The 18069-nt window shown below is 64.1% G+C and carries 18 protein-coding genes; 6 read left to right on the forward strand and 12 right to left on the reverse strand.

The window, feature by feature from the left end:
• Positions 1–55: 55 nt before the first annotated feature.
• The 3 genes from CQW31_RS00575 to lpxO form a co-directional block, all read right to left on the reverse strand.
• The gene (locus CQW31_RS00575; RefSeq protein ID WP_054886377.1) at positions 56–625 is read right to left on the reverse strand and encodes a GNAT family N-acetyltransferase; all 570 of its coding nucleotides are present in this window, start codon (positions 623–625) and stop codon (positions 56–58) included.
• A gap of 78 nt (positions 626–703) precedes the next feature.
• Entirely contained in the window at positions 704–1048 is a 345-nt protein-coding gene (locus CQW31_RS00580) for a carboxymuconolactone decarboxylase family protein (protein WP_054886376.1), read from the reverse strand.
• Positions 1049–1180: 132 nt separating this feature from the next.
• Positions 1181–2080 carry a lipid A hydroxylase LpxO gene (gene lpxO, locus CQW31_RS00585; RefSeq protein WP_099813441.1) on the reverse strand — a complete coding sequence of 300 codons (900 nt, stop codon included), beginning with the start codon at positions 2078–2080 and terminating at the stop codon, positions 1181–1183.
• 157 nt (positions 2081–2237) lie between these two features.
• Here lpxO and thpR point away from each other — a divergent pair, with 157 nt between their 5' ends.
• On the forward strand, positions 2238–2780 hold the full coding sequence (thpR, locus tag CQW31_RS00590) for an RNA 2',3'-cyclic phosphodiesterase (protein WP_099813442.1): 543 nt from the start codon (positions 2238–2240) through the stop codon (positions 2778–2780).
• A 301-nt stretch (positions 2781–3081) separates the two neighbouring features.
• Here thpR and CQW31_RS00600 read toward each other — a convergent pair whose 3' ends face one another.
• Positions 3082–3987 carry an AraC family transcriptional regulator gene (locus tag CQW31_RS00600; RefSeq protein ID WP_099813443.1) on the reverse strand — a complete coding sequence of 302 codons (906 nt, stop codon included), beginning with the start codon at positions 3985–3987 and terminating at the stop codon, positions 3082–3084.
• Between the two features lie 180 nt (positions 3988–4167).
• Here CQW31_RS00600 and calA point away from each other — a divergent pair, with 180 nt between their 5' ends.
• On the forward strand, positions 4168–5220 hold the full coding sequence (calA, locus tag CQW31_RS00605; RefSeq protein ID WP_099813698.1) for a vanillin reductase: 1053 nt from the start codon (positions 4168–4170) through the stop codon (positions 5218–5220).
• 313 nt (positions 5221–5533) lie between these two features.
• A complete protein-coding gene (locus CQW31_RS00610) occupies positions 5534–6733 on the forward strand; it encodes a sugar transporter (protein ID WP_099813444.1) in 1200 nt (399 codons plus the stop codon).
• A 62-nt stretch (positions 6734–6795) separates the two neighbouring features.
• On the opposite strand, the gene CQW31_RS00615 is transcribed toward CQW31_RS00610, so the two are convergent.
• The 3 genes from CQW31_RS00615 to CQW31_RS00625 are packed head-to-tail and all read right to left on the reverse strand — an operon-like array spanning position 6796 to position 9217.
• Positions 6796–7380, reverse strand: a complete 585-nt coding sequence (locus tag CQW31_RS00615) for a LysE family translocator (RefSeq protein ID WP_099813445.1) — start codon at positions 7378–7380, stop codon at positions 6796–6798.
• A 49-nt stretch (positions 7381–7429) separates the two neighbouring features.
• Entirely contained in the window at positions 7430–8260 is an 831-nt protein-coding gene (locus CQW31_RS00620; RefSeq protein ID WP_099813446.1) for an AraC family transcriptional regulator, read from the reverse strand.
• Between the two features lie 57 nt (positions 8261–8317).
• Positions 8318–9217: a LysR family transcriptional regulator gene (locus CQW31_RS00625; RefSeq protein WP_054886368.1), complete on the reverse strand. Its 900-nt coding sequence runs from the start codon at positions 9215–9217 to the stop codon at positions 8318–8320.
• A 104-nt stretch (positions 9218–9321) separates the two neighbouring features.
• Between CQW31_RS00625 and CQW31_RS00630 the strand changes: the two genes are divergently transcribed.
• Positions 9322–9975, forward strand: coding sequence for an oxygen-insensitive NAD(P)H-dependent nitroreductase NfsB (locus tag CQW31_RS00630; protein ID WP_054886393.1), 654 nt, complete (start codon positions 9322–9324; stop codon positions 9973–9975).
• A gap of 182 nt (positions 9976–10157) precedes the next feature.
• Positions 10158–10532 (forward strand): DUF1801 domain-containing protein, encoded by a 375-nt coding sequence (locus CQW31_RS00635; protein WP_099813447.1) that lies wholly within the window; start codon positions 10158–10160, stop codon positions 10530–10532.
• Positions 10533–10539: 7 nt separating this feature from the next.
• Here the strand turns inward: CQW31_RS00635 and CQW31_RS00640 are convergent, their stop codons facing one another.
• Together CQW31_RS00640 and CQW31_RS00645 are read right to left on the reverse strand one after the other, a co-directional pair.
• Positions 10540–11694 carry a cysteine desulfurase family protein gene (locus CQW31_RS00640; RefSeq protein ID WP_054886366.1) on the reverse strand — a complete coding sequence of 385 codons (1155 nt, stop codon included), beginning with the start codon at positions 11692–11694 and terminating at the stop codon, positions 10540–10542.
• Positions 11695–11886: 192 nt separating this feature from the next.
• Positions 11887–12813 (reverse strand): LysR family transcriptional regulator, encoded by a 927-nt coding sequence (locus CQW31_RS00645; protein WP_054886365.1) that lies wholly within the window; start codon positions 12811–12813, stop codon positions 11887–11889.
• 138 nt (positions 12814–12951) lie between these two features.
• On the opposite strand from CQW31_RS00645, the gene CQW31_RS00650 reads away from it, so the two are divergent.
• Entirely contained in the window at positions 12952–14181 is a 1230-nt protein-coding gene (locus CQW31_RS00650) for an acyl-CoA dehydrogenase (RefSeq protein ID WP_099813448.1), read from the forward strand.
• Between the two features lie 106 nt (positions 14182–14287).
• Here the strand turns inward: CQW31_RS00650 and CQW31_RS00655 are convergent, their stop codons facing one another.
• From CQW31_RS00655 to CQW31_RS00665, 3 genes are all read right to left on the reverse strand, one after another.
• Positions 14288–15352, reverse strand: coding sequence for a TerC family protein (locus tag CQW31_RS00655; RefSeq protein WP_099813449.1), 1065 nt, complete (start codon positions 15350–15352; stop codon positions 14288–14290).
• 159 nt (positions 15353–15511) lie between these two features.
• The gene (locus CQW31_RS00660) at positions 15512–16819 is read right to left on the reverse strand and encodes a substrate-binding domain-containing protein (protein WP_099813450.1); all 1308 of its coding nucleotides are present in this window, start codon (positions 16817–16819) and stop codon (positions 15512–15514) included.
• 66 nt (positions 16820–16885) lie between these two features.
• Positions 16886–17986 (reverse strand): tartrate dehydrogenase, encoded by a 1101-nt coding sequence (locus CQW31_RS00665; RefSeq protein ID WP_099813451.1) that lies wholly within the window; start codon positions 17984–17986, stop codon positions 16886–16888.
• Between the last annotated feature and the right edge of the window lie 83 nt (positions 17987–18069).

Consider the following 18069-nt stretch of genomic DNA (forward strand, 5'->3'; position numbering starts at 1 on the left):
CAGCGTTGAGCAGGATCGGCCTTTTCGCGCTTCAGTCGCGAAAAGGCCTTACCGGCTAGCGCCCACGTCGGCGCGACACCCGAGCCTCGATGTTTTTGCGCCCGATCAGCAGCGCTGGCTTCTCCACCACCGGCTCATCGGCGAGCCACTTGTACATCACCAGGCAGTCGACCAACCCCAGGCGCGCGTGGCGATAGGCCTTGGGCAGGCGGCCCACGGTCTCGAAGCCGAGCCGGGTCCACAGCGCCACCGCCACCTCGTTGCTCGCCACCACCGAATTGAACTGCAACGCCAGGAAGCCCTCCTGGCGTGCCAGCTTCTGCGAGTGCTCGCACATCAGCCGGGCCACACCACGGCCACGGGCGGCCTCGCAGACCATGTAGCCGCAGTTGCCGACATGGGCGCCGGGGCCTGCGGCGTTGGCCTTGAGGTAGTAGGAACCGAGCAGCGCGCCGTCTTCCTCGGCCACCAATGTGTGCAGTGGCTGTTGCAGCCACAGCTGGCGAGCTTGCTCGACGGTCAGCTCGGGGTCGAAGGCGTAGGTTTCGCGGGCCTGGACGATGGCCTGGAAGGTCGGCCAGAAACGCTCGAAATCGTCGGGCGTCATGGGGCGAATGTGGATCATGGCGGTTCCTGCAATGGCTAGGCCGCCAAGTCTGGGTGGCGCGGCGCCGTCGCGCAAGGGCGGCGACGCCGTCGGGCTTCAGCCGTTGGCCTTGCCCACCGCATCCAGGGCGCGGGCCGAGTAGACCAGTGCGGCCCCGGCATTCATCGCCACGGCTACACCCAGCGCCTCGGCGATCTCCTCACGGGTGGCGCCGTGCTTGACGGCTTGCTGTGAGTGCACGGCGATGCAGCCGTCGCAGCGGGTGGTGACGGCCACGGCCAGGGAGATCAGTTCGCGGGTCTTGGCGTCCAGGTGGTTGGTCTTGGCACCCGCGCCGCTGGCGGTCATGTAGCCGGCCACGGTGTCGGGGGACAATTGCTTGAGATCGCCGATGCCGGCCATCAACTGCTTACGGTAGGCGTCCCAGTCCATCATGCTCATCGTCTTCACCTTGGTAAGGTTGCGAGTGGAGCTTTCATGCTAGTCGAAGCGCGGGAGGCGAGACTTGTACTTTAGTGCTGGCCAGCATTGAGCGGCCAGAAAAGGCCGCTTCTGCAATGGCCAACGTGTCGGTCAGATATAGACGAACACCAGCACCAGGGCGGCGACCACCAACCACTTCTCCAGGTAGTAGCGCATGCGGTTGCGCTTCTTCAGCGCCTTGCCACGTTCGCGGATCTTGTAGATGCGGGTGAACAGGCGGTTGATGCCGCCGGTCTTGTCGCCGGCGTCGTTGGGCGCTGCGGCGGCGGCCATGACGTTGCGGCTGAACCAGCGGTTGAACGCGGTGGCCCAGCGGTACTTCAGCGGGCGTTCGATGTCGCAGAACAGGATGATGCGGTTGTGCTCGGTGGTGTTGGCCGCGTAGTGGATGTAGGTCTCGTCGAAGACCACGCCCTCGCCGTCGCGCCAGGAGTATTTCTCGCCGTCCACATCGATGTAGCAACCGTCATCGTTCGGCGTGTCCAGGCCGAGGTGGAAGCGGTACGAGCCGGCATACGGGTCACGGTGACGGACCAGCTTGGCACCCGGTGGCAGGGTAGCGAACATCGCCGCCTTGACCGTGCCGATGCCTTGCAGCAGCTCGGTGGTGCGCGGGCACAGGGTCATCGCCGAGGGGTGGCTTTCGCCGTACCACTTCAGGTAGAAGCGCTTCCAGCCGGTCTTGAAGAACGAATTGAAACCGACGTCGTCATAATTGTCGGACTTCTTGATCTCGCCCACGTGCAGCAGCTGCTGGCCTTCGGCACGGATCTCCTGCCAGTGGTCCATCAGTGGCTGCAGTTCGGGGAACGCCTCGACCGGCAGATAAGGCTTGGCCGGGTGCTTGGAGAACAGGTACAGGAAGCTGTTGACCGGGGCCAGGAAGCTGGAGTGGTCGCCCAGCTGACGGGTCAGCTTGTGGCGTACCCGACCGCGCAGGTGAACATAGGCGATCGAGAGGACGAAGATCAGTACGAGTGCGATTTTCATGGACGTTTACTTGTCGAAAAATGGCCATGCGCCATGGCATAAGCTCGCCAGCATAAACAATCATGGGGGCAGTTTGTACTTATTGTTACGTTAATGCGGGGCGACATTGGTGTAAGGCCCTTAAGCGTGAAAAAACGTTTCACGTGATGGAGTTCACATGATTCAGGACATTCGCCCGAGTGGCACCCCATTCAAAAGGTTGTTTTTCGCCTTGCCGGTCAGCGACGCCCAACGCCGTGCGATCAGCCAGTGGCGGCGTGGCCTGAACCTGCGCAGCGGCAAGCCGGTACCGAGCGAAAACTTCCACCTGACCTTGCTGTTTCTCGGTGATGTGGATGCGGCGCAGGTGCCGGCCATCTGCGCGGCGGTGGACAACCTGGCGCGGCCGGTTGCGCCGTTGCGCCTGCTGCTGGACCAGCTGAATACCTGGCAGCGCGCCAATGTGCTGGTGCTGGAGCCGCAGGAAACCCCCGCCGCCTTGCGCCAGTTGGTCTATGGCTTGCAGCAGGCGTTGTTGCCGATGGGCTTCGAAGAACAGGCCCGCGAGTACCGTCCGCACCTGACGCTGTCACGGGACTTTCGTGGCCAGGCCCCAGAGGCGGCCGTAGCGCCCGAGTTCCCTCTCAGCGCCCGGCATTTCACTCTGTACGAATCGCGCAAGGGCCGTTACTGGCCGCTGGCGCAGTGGCCGCTGGCGTAATAGCTCGGCTCGTTTCCAGAGGTTGACGCGATCTCTGTGGGAACAATGTCCGCAAGAGCGCTGCGATACCTGTGGGAGCGGCTTTAGCCGCGAAGCAGGCGACGCGGTGGATGGCACCGGCCTTGCCGGTGTTCGCGGCTAAAGCCGCTCCCACAGAGTCCCCGGTAAATCAGATAATTACGATTTGTTCCATGGGAGCGGGTTTACCCGTGAAGCAGGCGACGCGGTGGATGGCACCGGCCTTGCCGGTGTTCGCGGGTGAACCCGCTTTCACAAGAGCCGTGCGATACCGATGTGCAGGTCACACCGGCAGGCTCTGGTAGGGCAGTTCATCCCCCGGGCTGCGGGCAAACTGGCGCTTGTACTCGCGGCTGAACTGCGAAGTGCTCTGGTAGCCCACCCGATGCGCCGTCTGTGCCACCCCGAGCCCCTCACCGATCAGCATCTGCTGCGCCTTGAGCAGGCGCAGGCGCTTGAGGTACTGCATCGGCGCCATGTCGGTGCAGCGTTTGAAGTGCTCATGGAAGGTCGATACGCTCATATTGGCGCAGGCGGCCAGTGCCTCGACACTCAGCTGCTCGGTGTAATGTTCGCGCAGGTGCGTGAGCGCCGCGCCGATCCGGGCGAAGTGCCCCTGCTGTTCCACCAGCGCGCGCAGCACCCCGGCCTGGGGGCCGCGTAGCGCGGTGTACAGCACCTCGCGTACCCGCGCCGGGCCCAGCACCTTGGCGTCCACAGGGTCTTGCAGGCACTGCAGCAGACGCTCCACCGACTCACGCATCGGTGCATCGAGCGCCGCCGACGTCATCGACTGTGGCGTTTGCGCCTGCACTGCAGGGTCGGGTGCCAGGGCCATGCTTTGCACCAGTTCACCCAGCACAGCGCGGTCGATGTCCACCGCCACGCCCAGCAGCGGCTCGTCGGTGGTGGCAAAGGTTTCGCACATGAACGGTACCGACAGCGCTTGCACCAGATAATGGCCGGCGCCGTATTCCAGGGTGCGCGGGCCGAGGCGCGCCAGCTTGCTGCCCTGGGCCAGGATCATCAGGCTCGGCTCGTAGATCTGCGGGCTGCTGGCCACATAGTGGTCCCAGCTCAGCACCTGTACCTGGGGCAGGTGCGTGGGTACGAAACCCGGGCGGGTGGCCAGGCTGCGGATCAGCGAGCACAGCGGGGCGTTGGCATCGACGTGGCGGGTCAGTTGCATGAGGAACCTGGGCAGAGAATCAGACAGTCGCATCATCGCAGATCGGCAGGCCAGCGCCAGATGGTCGCTGGCAGGTTCGGAGAATCAGGCATGGATGCCGGAGAATCAGCCGTGGGCGGGCCGGGCGAGGGCGAGCAGAATGCGCAGCCTGAATCGTTTCACTTCCCTGTGAGGTCCCGCATGTACACCGCCATCGGTTACGCCGCCCAAACCCCGACCAGCCCCTTGGCCCCCATGTCCTTCGAGCGCCGCGCCCCGCGCCCGGACGACGTCGCCATCGAGATCCTCTACTGTGGCGTTTGCCATTCCGACATCCACCAGGCGCGCAACGAATGGGGCATCGCCGTGTACCCACTGATGCCCGGCCACGAGATCATTGGCCGGGTCACCGCAGTGGGTGACCAGGTCACCTCGCACAAGGTCGGCGACCTGGTCGGTGTCGGTTGCATGGTCGACTCCTGCCGCCACTGCGAGGCCTGCGCCAAGGACCTGGAGCAGTACTGCCTCGAAGGCCCGACCATGACCTACGCCACCCCGGACCGGGTCGATGGCAGCAACACCATGGGTGGTTATTCCAGCAGCATCGTGGTCAGCGAGCACTTCGTGGTGCGCATCCCGGCTGGCATGGACCTGCCCAGCGCGGCGCCGATCCTTTGCGCAGGCATCACCACCTACTCGCCGCTCAAGCACCATGGCGTCGGCCCCGGCCACAAGGTCGGCATCCTCGGCATGGGCGGACTGGGCCATATGGGCATCAAGCTGGCCAAGGCCCTGGGCGCCGAAGTGACCCTGTTTACCCGCTCCCGGGCCAAGGCCGAGGAAGCCCGCCGCCAGGGTGCCGACCATGTGATCGTGTCTACCGATGCCGAACAGATGCGCGCGGCGGCGGGCCGTTTCGACTTCCTGCTCGACACCATCCCGGTGCAGCACGACCTCAATCCGTATCTGGAGACCCTGAAGTTCGACGGCGTGCACATCCTGGTGGGCCTGATCGAGCCGATCGACCCGGCCGTGCATGCCGCCAACCTGGTGATGAAGCGTCGGGTGCTGGCCGGTTCGCTGATTGGCGGCATCGCCGAAACCCAGGAAGTGCTGGACTTCTGTGCCGCCCATGACATCCGTTGCGACATCGAGATGCTCGACATCCGCAACATCAACCAAGCCTACGAGCGCATGATCGCGGGTGATGTGAAGTACCGCTTCGTGATCGACATGGCCACCCTGCAGGGCTGAACCTGCCGTTAGCCTGCACCGGCCTCTTCGCGGGTAAACCCGCTCCCACAGGTACAGCGCTTGCCTCAGGCTGAGTGCTATTCCTGTGGGAGCGGGTTTACCCGCGAAGAGGGCGGTGCAGGATTGCACGATCAGCGCCTTGTCACACTTTCCACAACAGGCATCCCCCAATGCTGCCATGGTTGTGAGGCCCCGGCGTGACGCGTACCATGCGGGCAATCCTTCCAATAACAAACCCGTGCCTCAGCGCGGCCGATACTTGGCCCCTGACGCGCGTCCTTTCGCCTTGCCTGCGGAGAACAGATTCCAGCCCATGAACGGACCCATCCCCACCAACCTGCCGCCGACCGCGGGTGCTGGCAGCTGGCTGAGCGTGATTGCCCTGGCCCTGGCGGCCTTCATCTTCAATACCACCGAGTTCGTCCCGGTAGCGCTGCTCAGCGACATCGGCCGCAGCTTCGACATGACCACCGCGCAGGTCGGCCTGATGCTGACCATCTATGCCTGGGTGGTGGCGCTGGCTTCGCTGCCGATGATGCTGCTTACCCGCAACATCGAGCGCCGGCGCCTGCTGCTGTTGGTGTTCCTGGTGTTCATCATCAGCCACCTGCTGTCGTGGTTGTCGCAAAGCTTTGCCATGCTGCTGGTCAGCCGCATCGGTATCGCCCTGGCCCACGCCGTGTTCTGGGCCATCACCGCGTCACTGGCCGTGCGCGTGGCGCCGCCGGGCCAGCAGGCCAAGGCCCTGGGATTGCTGGCGACGGGCACGACCCTGGCGATGGTGCTGGGCATCCCGTTGGGGCGCGTGGTGGGCGAAGCGCTGGGCTGGCGCATCACCTTCCTCAGCATTGCCGCGGTGGCGCTGGTGACCATGCTGTGCCTGATGAAGTCGCTGCCGTTGCTGCCGAGCCAGAACTCCGGTTCACTGCGCAGCCTGCCGATTTTGTTCAAGCGCCCGGCGCTGGTGATTACCTACCTGCTGGTGACGCTGGTGATCACCGCGCAGTTCACTGCCTATAGCTACATAGAGCCCTTTGCCTTGCACGTGGCGCAGATCGGTGGTGAGCGCACCACGCTGTTGCTGCTGTTGTTCGGTGGCGCTGGCGTGTTCGGTTCGCTGTTGTTCAGCCGCTACAGCGACCGTTACCCGCATGGGTTCCTGGTGGGTTCGATCGGGGTGCTGGCGGCTTGCCTGCTGTTGCTGCTGCCGCTGTCGGGCGATTTCTATGTGTTCGCGGCGTTGAGCATGTTCTGGGGCGTGGCGATTCTCAGCTTCAGCCTGGCGCTGCAATCCAAGACCCTGAAGCTGGCGTCCGATGCCACCGACGTGGCCATGGCGCTGTTCTCCGGCATCTACAACATCGGCATCGGTGGCGGGGCGTTGCTGGGCAGTATCGTCAGCAGCCAGATGGGCGTGGCCGATATCGGCATGGTTGGCGGCAGTGTGGCGGTGGTCGGGTTGCTGCTGGCAGTGGCCAGTACCCGGCGATTCCGCGAGGCCCTGAGTCATTGAAGAACCGCACCGGCCTCTTCGCGGGTTTACCCGCGAAGAGGCCAGCGCAGGCATATCAACTCTCAGCTCAGCACGGCCGCCCATGCGGAAACAAGGAGCAACCCTGCCAAGCCCCGGTTGAACCACCGCAACCGCCCAGGCGCCTGCAACCAGCGCGCACTACCTACCCCCAACAGGGCCCACACCGCCATGCACGGCACGGCAATCAGCAGAAACACCAGGGCCAATTGCCACACCGGCAGCGTCGGTGCCGCAAACACGCCAATCACGGCCACTGCCATCATCCACACCTTTGGGTTGACCACCTGCAACGATGCTGCGCTGACTGCGCCGAACGGCTTGCCGCCTGCCGTATCCAGCGGCTCGCCGGCACTACGCAACATGCGCCAGGCCAGCCAGCTCAACCACAGCACCCCGGCCCAGCTCATCGCCTGCTGGGCTGTTGGATGGCGCAGCAGCGCCTCACCCAGCCCCAGGCCGACCAGCAACACGATTGTTGCCGCCGCACCACAGGCCGCCAGTATCGGTGCCAGGCTTGAGCGCAGGCCTTGCCGGGCGCCGTGGGCGAGGATCAGCAGGTTGGTCGGCCCCGGGCTGATGCTCGAGACCAGGGCGAAAAGCATGAAAGGTAACAACGATTGCGACATGGGAACGGCTCCGAATGCTCAGGGCCCCATGGTCGCCATTGACGGCTTGTCAGTCTGGAAGGTTTGAGCAGCGGCGTCGGTAGTCGGCCGGGGTCAGCCGATAGGCACGACGGAACCAGCGACCCAGGTGGCTCTGGTCGGCAAAGCCAAGGGTCATGGCCACCTCGGCAGGTGTCTGGCCGTGAGCAAGCAGGCGCCGGGCACGGGCCAGCCGCAGCTGGACCAGGTAGGCATGGGGCGCCAGGCCGAAGGCCGCCTTGAAGGCGCGGGTCAGGCGGAAACGGTCGACCCCACAGGCCTGGGCAACCTGCTCCAGGCCGATGTCCTGGTCGAAATGGGCGTGCAGGAAATCACGCGCCCGCTGTGCGGTCAGTGGTAGGCGCGGGTCGGGGTTGAGGCGCTTGCGCCAGTGCAGGTGGCGGGTCAAGGTGGCCAGCAGGGTGTCCATGGCCGTCTGGCGCACGATGCGCAACTCCTGGCCATGCACCGCCTGGAACGCCAGGGCGATAGCGTGGGCCAGGCGCTGGTCGTGGCACAAGGTGTCGGCGAAACGCGGCAGGCTGTCACCGGGGGCCTGTTCGAACAGCGCCCGCAGCTCGGTGTCCAGCCAGTTCGGTTCAAGGTACAGGGTCGAGTAGGTGAAGCCTTCGGCAGTCGGGGCATGGCCGTCGTGAAGGTCGCCGGGTTCGAGCAGGAAGACCTGGCCTGCAGTGCTCTGGTGGCGAACCCGACGGCAGTTGAACTGCTGCACGCCCTGCTCGGTGAAACCGACCAGAAAGCTGTCATGCCAGTGGGGGTCGTAGGCGTGCCCGACAAAATGAGCGCGAACCGACTCGATGCCGGTGTCGGCGTCCTGCTTGAGGTCGATCCAGTTGCTCATGGCGCTGCGCTGCTGACGGGGAGGGCAGTTCACCTTACTCCAGATGCGTTAGCCGGTTTAGAACAATTGTGCAGGCTGCAGCGCGGCAAAACGCTCGCGCAGCCACAAGTGCAGTTGCGTCACCGCGGGCGACAGCTGCTTGCGGTGCGGGCACACTAGCGTCACCGGCGTGGCTTCGCCCTGATGCTCCGGCAACAGGACTTCCAGTTCGCCGGCGGCGATGTTGGCACTGACGTCCAGCCACGACTTGTAGACGATGCCTTCACCTTCCAGCGCCCAGCGCCGCACCACGTCGGCGTCGTCGCTGACCAACGGCCCGCGCACCTGCACGGTGCGGTTGCCCAGCTGCCATTTGTCGTATACGCGGTTGTGCTGCAGGTACAGCAGGCAGTCATGCTGTTGCAGCTCTTCGGCTGTGCGGGGGCGGCCATGGCGGGCCAGGTAGGCGGGGGATGCCACCACCACGCGACGGTTCCAGGGCGCCAGCGGCAGGGCGATATAGTTGGCGTCCTGGTTGAGGCCATAGCGGATGGCGATGTCCACCGGGTCACGGCTGAAATCGGCCATCTGGTCGGAAAGGAAGAAGCGCAGGCTCAACGCCGGGTGCTCGCGGCGAAACGCACTGAGCCAGGGCAGCAACAGGTTGCGGCCGATGTCGGAAGGCGCGGACACCTGCAACACCCCGCGCAAGGTGCTGTGGCTGCCGTGCAGCTGTTCGTGGCCCTGGCGCAGGGTGTCGAGCACGCGCTGGGCGGTGGGCAGGTAGAGTTCGCCCTCGGCGGTCAGGCGCAGGCTGCGGGTGGTGCGGGCGAACAGGCGCACGTCGAGGTCGCGCTCCAGGCGCTTGATCGCGGCGGCCACTTGCCCGGGCAGCAGGTCGGCTTCATGGGCGGCAGCGGTGAAACTGCCCAAGGCGCTGCTGCGCACGAACAGCTCCAGGTCGGTGAAACGGAGCATTTTCACTCCAAAGGTGAAAGTGTTGCTGCATTCTGCCGCTTTTTCCGGTTTGCAGGAAAGATAAGATGCGCGACAAATCCTGTTTCGTTGATTGGAGTTGCAGCATGGATACCGTCTCCCTGGCCAAGCGCCGTTACACCACCAAGGCCTACGATGCCGCCCGCAAGATTCCCCAGGCCACGGTCGATGCGCTGCTCGAACAGCTGCGCCACAGCCCGTCCTCGGTCAACTCGCAGCCTTGGCATTTCGTTGTCGCCGACAGCGCCGAAGGCAAGGCCCGCCTGGCCAAGGCCACCGACGGCCGTTTTGCCTACAACTCGCCGAAAATCCTCGATGCTTCGCATGTAGTCGTATTCTGCACCCGCACCGATATGACCGAGGCGCACCTGAATGCGGTGCTTGAGCAGGAACAGGCCGATGGCCGCTTCCGCGACGAGCAGGCACGGGCAGGGCAGAACCAGAGCCGTCGCGGCTATGTGGACCTGCACCGTTTCGATCAGAAAGACCTGCAGCACTGGATGGAGAAGCAGACCTACCTGGCCTTGGGCACCGCGCTGCTGGGTGCTGCGGCACATGGGCTGGATGCGACGCCGATCGAAGGGTTCGATAGCAAGGTGATGGATGCTGAGCTGGGGCTGCGTGAGCAAGGCTACAGCAGCGTCGTGGTATTGAGCCTGGGCTATCGCAGCGAGGCGGACTTCAATGCCGGGCTGAGCAAATCGCGCCTGCCGGCGTCGACAGTCTTCACCTTCCTGTAAGTGCGTTATCGGCAGTGGCGGCCTCTTCGCGGGTAAACCCGCTCCCTCAGGGATATCACCGACCTTGAAGCCGGTGGAGACCTTGTGGGAGCGGGTTTACCCGCGAAGAGGCCAGCACTGCCGACACATTCGTCATGCATGAACGATACTGAGAAGCCCACTGACCGCTTCTGGATCTTGCCATGCCTGACCTGACCCCCAGCGAACAGATCGACGCCCGCATCGCCGTCCTGGACGACTGGCGCGGCCCGGCCCTCGCACGTCTGCGAGCCCTGATCCACCAGGCCGACCCCGACGTGCTGGAGGAAGTGAAATGGCGTGGCGTCCCGGTCTGGTCCCACGCCGGCATCCTCTGCACCGGTGAAAGCTACAAGGACAAGCTCAAGCTGACCTTCGCCAAAGGCGCGCGACTGGCCGACCCCGCAGGCCTGTTCAATGCCAGCCTCGACGGCAACACGCGCCGCGCCATCGACGTGTTCGAAGGAGATGAAATCGACGAACAGGCGTTCATCAACCTGATCCGGTCAGCCGTGGCACTCAACGCGAACAAGGACTGAGCGGCAGCTACCAAAGCGCGGCCGAAGCCGCCGTCAAAGCCCGCCCGAACACCGCGATCGCCGTGTCCACCTCGGCCTCGCTGGTAAACCGCCCGATACTCACGCGCACGCTCTTGCGTGCCCGCGCTTCATCGAGCCCCAGCGCCAACAGCACATGCGAAGCGGCATTGCTCGCCGAGTTGCAAGCCGATGTGGTCGACAGCGCCAGTTCACTGGCCAAGGCCATGCTGTTGAAACCGTTGGCTTCGATGCACAGGTTCAGGGTGTGAGGGATCCGCTGCAGGGCGCAGCCATTGAGGCTGACCCCCGGCAATGCCAGCAACCCATCACGCAGGCGCTTGGCCAAATGTTCGATACGCTGGTGCTCGCTGTCACCCGGCTCACCGGCCAGGGCGAAGGCACTGCCCATGCCGACGATCTGGTGCGTCGGCAAGGTACCCGAGCGCAGCCCTTGCTCATGCCCGCCACCGTGGATCTGCGCACGCATCAATTCACGGGCGCGAGGCCCGACATACAAAGCCCCGATACCTTTTGGCCCATAGACCTTGTGCGCCGAAAACGACATCAGGTCCACCGCCATTGCCTGCAGGTCAATGGCCAGCTTGCCGACCGCCTGGGCCGCATCCACATGCAGCAGGGCGCCATGGGCGCGAACCCGTTCGCCAATGGCAGCGAAATCGGTGACAGTGCCCAGTTCATTGTTGACGGCCATCAGCGACACCAGGCGGGTGTCCGCGCGCAGCGCAGCCTGCACGGCGTAGGGCTGGATCAGGCCGCCGGCGTCCGGCGCCAGGCGGGTGATGGCCCAGCCCTGGCGCTCCAGTTCCTTGACCGTATCGAGCACGGCCTTGTGCTCCAGCTGGCTGGTGATCAAGTGGCCAGGCTGGGCCATGCCCTGGGCGATGCCCTTGAGTGCCAGGTTGTTCGACTCGGTGGCGCCCGATGTCCAGACAATGTCGTCGGCGCGGGCGCCAACCCGCTCGGCCACTTGCCGACGGGCCTGCTCGACCACTTCGCGTGCGGCCTGGCCGTAGGCGTGGCCACTGGAGGCGGGGTTGCCGAAGTTAACCTGGCGACCGAGGCAGGTGAGCATGGTTTCGATGACCCGGTCGTCGACCGGAGTGGTGGCGGCGTAGTCGAAATAGAGCGGGGCGCTAGGCATGGGGCGGGTCCGTGCAATGTTGCCGTGGTGTCGGCAATCGTTGCATCAAGCCTAAGCGCTTGGGGAAAAATGATTTTGCTTTTTATGCTGCAGATAGCCGGTTAATGGAGAATGTTTTTCTCTACTGATAAATCAGTTGGAAATGCTTTTTCTCTCTGTGGGCCCAGGCGAGCCCACAGTGCCATGAGCGCTTCAGGCAGGCTCCAGCGCCCGTTCTTCTTCGGCCACCACGCGCTCGCACAATTCGATGATTTGCTCGCGCATCCAGCGGTTGGCCGGGTCCTGGTCGGTGCTCTCATGCCAGTACAGGTGAGTCTCCAGCGCTGGCACCTCCACCGGCAGCGGCTGGAAACGCAGCTGGTGGCGGCGGGCGAAGCGCTCGGGCACGGTCATGGCCATGTCGGTCTGCTGCAACACCTGCGAAGCCATCAGGTAATGCTGGGAGCGCAGCGCGACCTTGCGTTGCACGCCCATCTTGCCCAGTGCCAGGTCGACGTAGCCCAGGCCGTTGCGGCGGCTGGAGATATGGATATGGGTCATGCCCAGATAGTTGTCGAGGGTCAGCTTGGTATCGGCCAACGGGTGGCCCTGGCGCAGCGCGCAGACGTAGCGGTCCTGCATCAGCTTGACGTGGCGCACCTGCGGGTCGGTGTTCAGCGGGGCATCGACGGCGAAGTCCAGGCGCCCGGCGGCCAGTTCCTTGGTGGTTTCCCGGCGTTTGCACAGGAAGCTTTCGATCAGCACTGCCGGGGCCAGGCGGCGCAGACGCTGGAACAGTGGCGGCAGGATCACCGCCTCGGTCAGGTCGGTCATGCTGATGCGGAAGGTCTTGTTGGCCTGCTGCGGGTTGAAGATGCGGCTTTCCTGCACCGAGGTGCGCAGCAGCGCCAGGGCATTGCGCACCGGGCCGATGATGTTCTGGGCCATGGGCGTGGGCACCATGCCCTGGGCGGTACGTACGAACAGCGGATCGTTGAAGGTTTCGCGCAGCCGGGACAGGGCGTTGGACACCGCCGGCTGGGTGATGCCGACGATCTGCCCGGCGCGGGTCAGGTTGGCTTCGGTGTAGATCGCGTCGAAGACGATGAACAGATTGAGGTCGACCTTGCTGAGGTTCATGGCGCCGCTCTTTGTTGGAATTATTGGCCGATCATATATCGGTTATGAATGTTTATACACGCTGAAAATAGACTAGGTAGATCGAGGCTGGCTGCTCTAGGCTCTGCCCATGTACTTCGAACCGTGAAGGTAACCCCGATGGATTTCGCCTATTCGCCCAAGGTCCAGGCACTGCGAGAGCGCGTCAGCGCCTTCATGGATGCTTATGTCTATCCCGCCGAACCGGTGTTCGAGCGCCAGGTCGCCGAGGGCGACCGCTGGCAACCCACCGCGATCATGGAAGAGCTCAAGGCCAAGGCCCGGGCCGAGGGGCTGTGGAACCTGTTCCTGCCCGAGTCGGAGTACGGCGCTGGTCTGAGCAATCTGGAATACGCACCGTTGGCCGAGATCATGGGCCGTTCGCTGCTGGGCCCGGAGCCGTTCAACTGCTCGGCACCGGACACCGGCAATATGGAAGTGCTGGTACGGTATGGCAGCGAGGCGCAGAAGCGCCAGTGGCTGGAGCCGCTGCTGCGGGGTGAAATCCGCTCGGCATTCGCCATGACAGAACCGGACGTGGCGTCTTCGGACGCGACCAACATGGCCGCTACCGCAGTGCGTGATGGCGACGAGTGGGTGATCAACGGCCGCAAGTGGTGGACCTCCGGTGCCTGCGACCCACGCTGCAAGGTGATGATCTTCATGGGCCTGTCCAACCCCGATGGTCCGCGCCATCAGCAGCATTCGATGGTGCTGGTACCGACCGATGCAGCGGGGGTGAAGATCGTCCGCCCGTTGCCGGTATTTGGCTATGACGATGCACCCCACGGTCATGCCGAGGTGCTGTTCGAGAACGTGCGGGTGCCGTATGAAAACGTGGTCCTCGGCGAGGGGCGTGGTTTCGAGATTGCCCAGGGCCGCCTTGGCCCAGGCCGTATCCACCATTGCATGCGCTCGATCGGCATGGCCGAGCGGGCGCTGGAGCTGATGTGCAAGCGCTCGGTCGAACGCACGGCCTTTGGCCGGCCCCTGGCGCGCCTGGGCGGCAACGTCGACAAGATCGCCGACTCGCGCATGGAGATCGACATGGCGCGGCTGCTGACGCTGAAGGCGGCGTACATGATGGACACCGTCGGCAACAAGGTCGCACGCAGCGAGATCGCGCAGATCAAGGTGGTGGCGCCTAACGTGGCGTTGAAGGTGATCGACCGGGCGATCCAGATGCATGGCGGGGCCGGGGTGAGTGGTGATTTCCCGCTGGCCTACATGTATGCCATGCAGCGGACACTGCGCCTGGCTGACGGGCCGGATGAGGTACATCGGGCGGCGATTGGCAAGTACGAGATCGGCAAGTATGTGCCGGTGGAGATGTTGCGCGGCGGAAGGTGATGCAAGCCTGCTCCTGCCACTGCCAAGCACCGCGTCGCTTGCTGCTTGTCGATTTCGGCGCGGCGCAAGTAGAAAGATAAGTTCATCGAACTTGCAGGAAACGCCTTCAGACCCGCAATTGCGGGTCTTCCTCCTTCTTCCCCGCTTTGTCATTCCCATCCGATACCTGTACCAACGTCGTACCGTCCACCTGCACTTTCTCCCCCCGCGTCTTGATCAACGAAACCATAACCCCACCCAGCAACAACCCGAACGTCACCCCTAGCGACAGCAAGGCCGGCACCTTGCCGACCATGCCGTGGTAGAAGATCTTGCAGCCAATGAATATCAGCACCAGTGCCAGCGCATACTTGAGGTAGACGAACCGGTGCATCAGCGCTGACAGGGCGAAGTACAGCGAGCGCAAGCCGAGGATGGCGAAGATGTTCGAGGTGTAGACGATGAACGGGTCCTGGGTGATGGCGAAGATCGCCGGCACGCTGTCGACGGCGAACACCAGGTCGGCCAACTCGATCAGCACCAGCGCCAGGAACAGCGGAGTGGCATAACGCAGGGCCTTGCTTTCACCGGGCGGCGTCAGGCGCACGAAGAAGTGCGAGCCGTGGATCTGGTCGGTCACGCGCATGTGCCGGCGGACGAATTTCAAGATCGGGTTATTGGCCAGGTCGGGGTGGCTGTCCTCCTTCGACAGGGCCATCTTCACCCCGGTGAACAGCAGGAAGGCGCCGAAAATGTAGAGCACCCAGGCGAAGTTCTGCACCAGTGCCGCCCCCACGCCGATCATGATCGCCCGCAGGAACACCACGCCGAGAATGCCCCAGAACAGTACCCGGTGCTGGTAGCGGCGGGGGATGGCGAAGAAGCCGAAGATCATCGCCATGACGAACACGTTGTCCATCGACAACGACTGCTCGACCAGGAAGCCGGTGTAGAACTCCAGCGCCGACTGCGCGCCCAGCTCATGCCAGACCCACAGGCCGAACAGCACGCCGACGCTGAAATACCCCGAATACAGCAGCAGGCTCTCGCGCATTTCGATCTCGCGATCCTGGCGGTGCAGCACACCCAGGTCGAGTACCAGTAAACCGATGACGATGGCCATGAATACCAGCCACAACCAGGTGCTGGTGCCAAGAAACGGGGAGGTGAGGAATGTCTGCAGAGCTGTCATGAGCCCCTCCTTGAATGTCGACGTTGCCAGGTGAAGATCGCAACAGTGATCCGACATCACGGCTTGGCAGCCGTCAGAGGGGCCCGGTATCACATGAGCTTGAGCCTAGACCCGTTAGCCCGTGATGCCGAATGGTGAGCTGTTACATTTCTTTGCGTGTCAGTAGACCCAGACTTCAACCCGCCGGTTACGCAAGCGGCCTTGTTCCCTGTCATTGCCAGCGACCGGCAACTCGTCGCCCATGCCGGTCACTTCCAGTACTTCCACGCCACCCCTTGCCAGCTCGCGGCGAACCGCCTGGGCCCGCAGCCGCGACAGCAGGGCCGCGCGCCCTGGTGTTTCCTTGGGGTCGCCAAAGCCCACCAGCACTGCCTTGCTCTGCAGCTTGCCGGCCTGGCGCAAGTACTCGGCAACCCGCTGCACATCGCGCAGGGCCTTGTTGTCGAGGCTGGCGCTGCCTTCCTGGAAGCGGAAATTGACGCTCAAGCGTTGCGCCTGCTGGGCCAGGCTGCGGTAGCGCGGCGGCATGTCGGCCTGCGCCGCTACCGGTTGCGCCTTGACCTGCTGCGAAACGAAGCCCTGTTCGGCGACGATGGCCTGGCCGGCCGCGGTCTGGGCGAAGTCGGCCAGCGCGCGGGCCTGGGGTTTGGCGTTGGCTGGCAGGTAGAAGTACAGCCGCCGCGACAACGGATAGTCCTCGCTGGCGACCATTGGGCGGTCAGGCAGCATGGCCGGTGCATCGCCCTCGGCCACCGCCAGCACCTTGGCCCCGTGCACCGCTGCCAGGCTGCTGAAACCGATGGCGTGACGATCGGCGCTGACCCGCTCGGCCAGTGCTTCGCTGGACTCGAAACGCTGCGCCTGCCTGGCCAGCGCGCCATGGTGCGGTTCCAGTACCAGTGCCTTGAAGGTTTCATAGGTCCCGGAGCGATCATCGCGGGCATACAGGTGAATGGCCCCACCCGCCACGCCCAGTTGCTCCCAGCGCTGGATCTGCCCGGAGAAGATCTGCGCCAGTTGCTGGGTGGTCAGTTGCGGCAGGGGGTTGTCGGGGTGGACGATGACGGCCACGCCATCCAGGCCGATGACCTGTTCGGCGCTGGCCGAGCGCAGGTCGCCCAGGGCCTTGAGCTGGTTAACCTCGGCATCGCTGATGGGGCGCGAGGCCGCCGCCAGGTCTGCCTGGCCCTGGCCGAGGGCGGCAAAACCAGTGCTCGAACCGTGGGCGGCAATGTCGATACGCAAGGGTTGGCCATGCGCATCGCGGGCCTTGATCACGGTTTCGTTGGCCGCCGCCCCTGGCAGTTGCTCGATGTCCGTCGCTTGCTGCGCGCGCAGCTGCGCTTGCACCAATGCCGGCAGCAATGCTGCGCCAATGGTGTTGGAGCCCTGCACGCGCAATTGCGCAGGTTCGGCCCGGGCCGTCAGGGTCAGCAGGGGAAGCAGCAGGAGCAGCAGGCGACGCATGCCGGGCAACCTTTGGCATAGAGTTGCCCGGCAGATTACGACGGTGGCGTGACCGAAATGTGACAGTCAGGCGGCATCCAGTGCATCGACGATGGCCTGGCCGACCGCCTGGGTCGAGCGGCTGCCGCCCATGTCAGGCGTGGTCGCACCGCTAGCGATGACGGCTTCGATGGCCAGCAGGATTTCATCGTGTGCAGCCTGATAACGGGCGTCTGCGGTTTCCTTGCCAAGGAATTCGAGCATCAGCGCACCCGACCAGATCATGCCGATCGGGTTGGCGATGTTCTTGCCGAAGATATCCGGCGCCGAACCATGCACCGGCTCGAACAACGACGGGAACTTGCGCTCGGGGTTGAGGTTGGCCGACGGCGCGATGCCGATGGTGCCGGTGCAGGCCGGCCCGAGGTCGGAGAGGATGTCGCCGAACAGGTTGGAGGCCACAACCACGTCGAAGCGCTCCGGTTGCAGCACGAAGCGAGCGCAAAGGATATCGATGTGCTGCTTGTCCCAGGTGATCTCCGGGTAATGCGCGGCCACGGCGGCGGTGCGCTCGTCCCAGTAGGGCATGCTCACGGCCATGCCGTTGGACTTGGTGGCCGAGGTCACATGCTGGCGCGGGCGGTTGTGGGCGAGTTCGAACGCGTATTCGAGGATGCGGTCGACGCCACGGCGGGTGAACACCGATTCCTGCAGGACGAATTCGTTGGCAGTGCCTTCGAACATGCGCCCACCCAGCGACGAGTACTCGCCTTCGGTGTTTTCCCGCACCACCACGAAGTCGATGTCGCCAGGCTGCTTGCCGGCCAGCGGGCAGGGCACGCCAGGGAACAGGCGGACCGGGCGAATGTTCACGTACTGGTCGAAGTCGCGGCGGAACTTGAGCAGCGAGCCCCACAGGGAAATGTGGTCAGGCACCTTGTCGGGCCAGCCGACGGCACCGAAGTACAAGCCGTCGAAGCCCTTGAGCTGGTCGAACCAGTCGTCCGGCATCATCTTGCCGTGGGCCAGGTAGTAGTCGCAGCTAGCCCATTCGAAAAACTCGAACTGCAGGTCCAGGCCATGCTTGCGGGCGGCGGCTTCGACCACGCGGATACCTTCCGGGAGTACTTCATTGCCGATGCCGTCGCCGGGAATGGCAGCGATCTTGAAAGTCTTGGTCTTGGTCATGGCCACACCTTGTGTCTGGGGAACTGATGTGGGTCATGCTATAAGAGTTCGTTTCATAGATAATCGGCCAATTTATGCATTCT

This window comes from Pseudomonas sp. 382, assembly GCF_002759075.1.
Classification (GTDB): Bacteria; Pseudomonadota; Gammaproteobacteria; order Pseudomonadales; family Pseudomonadaceae; genus Aquipseudomonas; species Aquipseudomonas vlassakiae.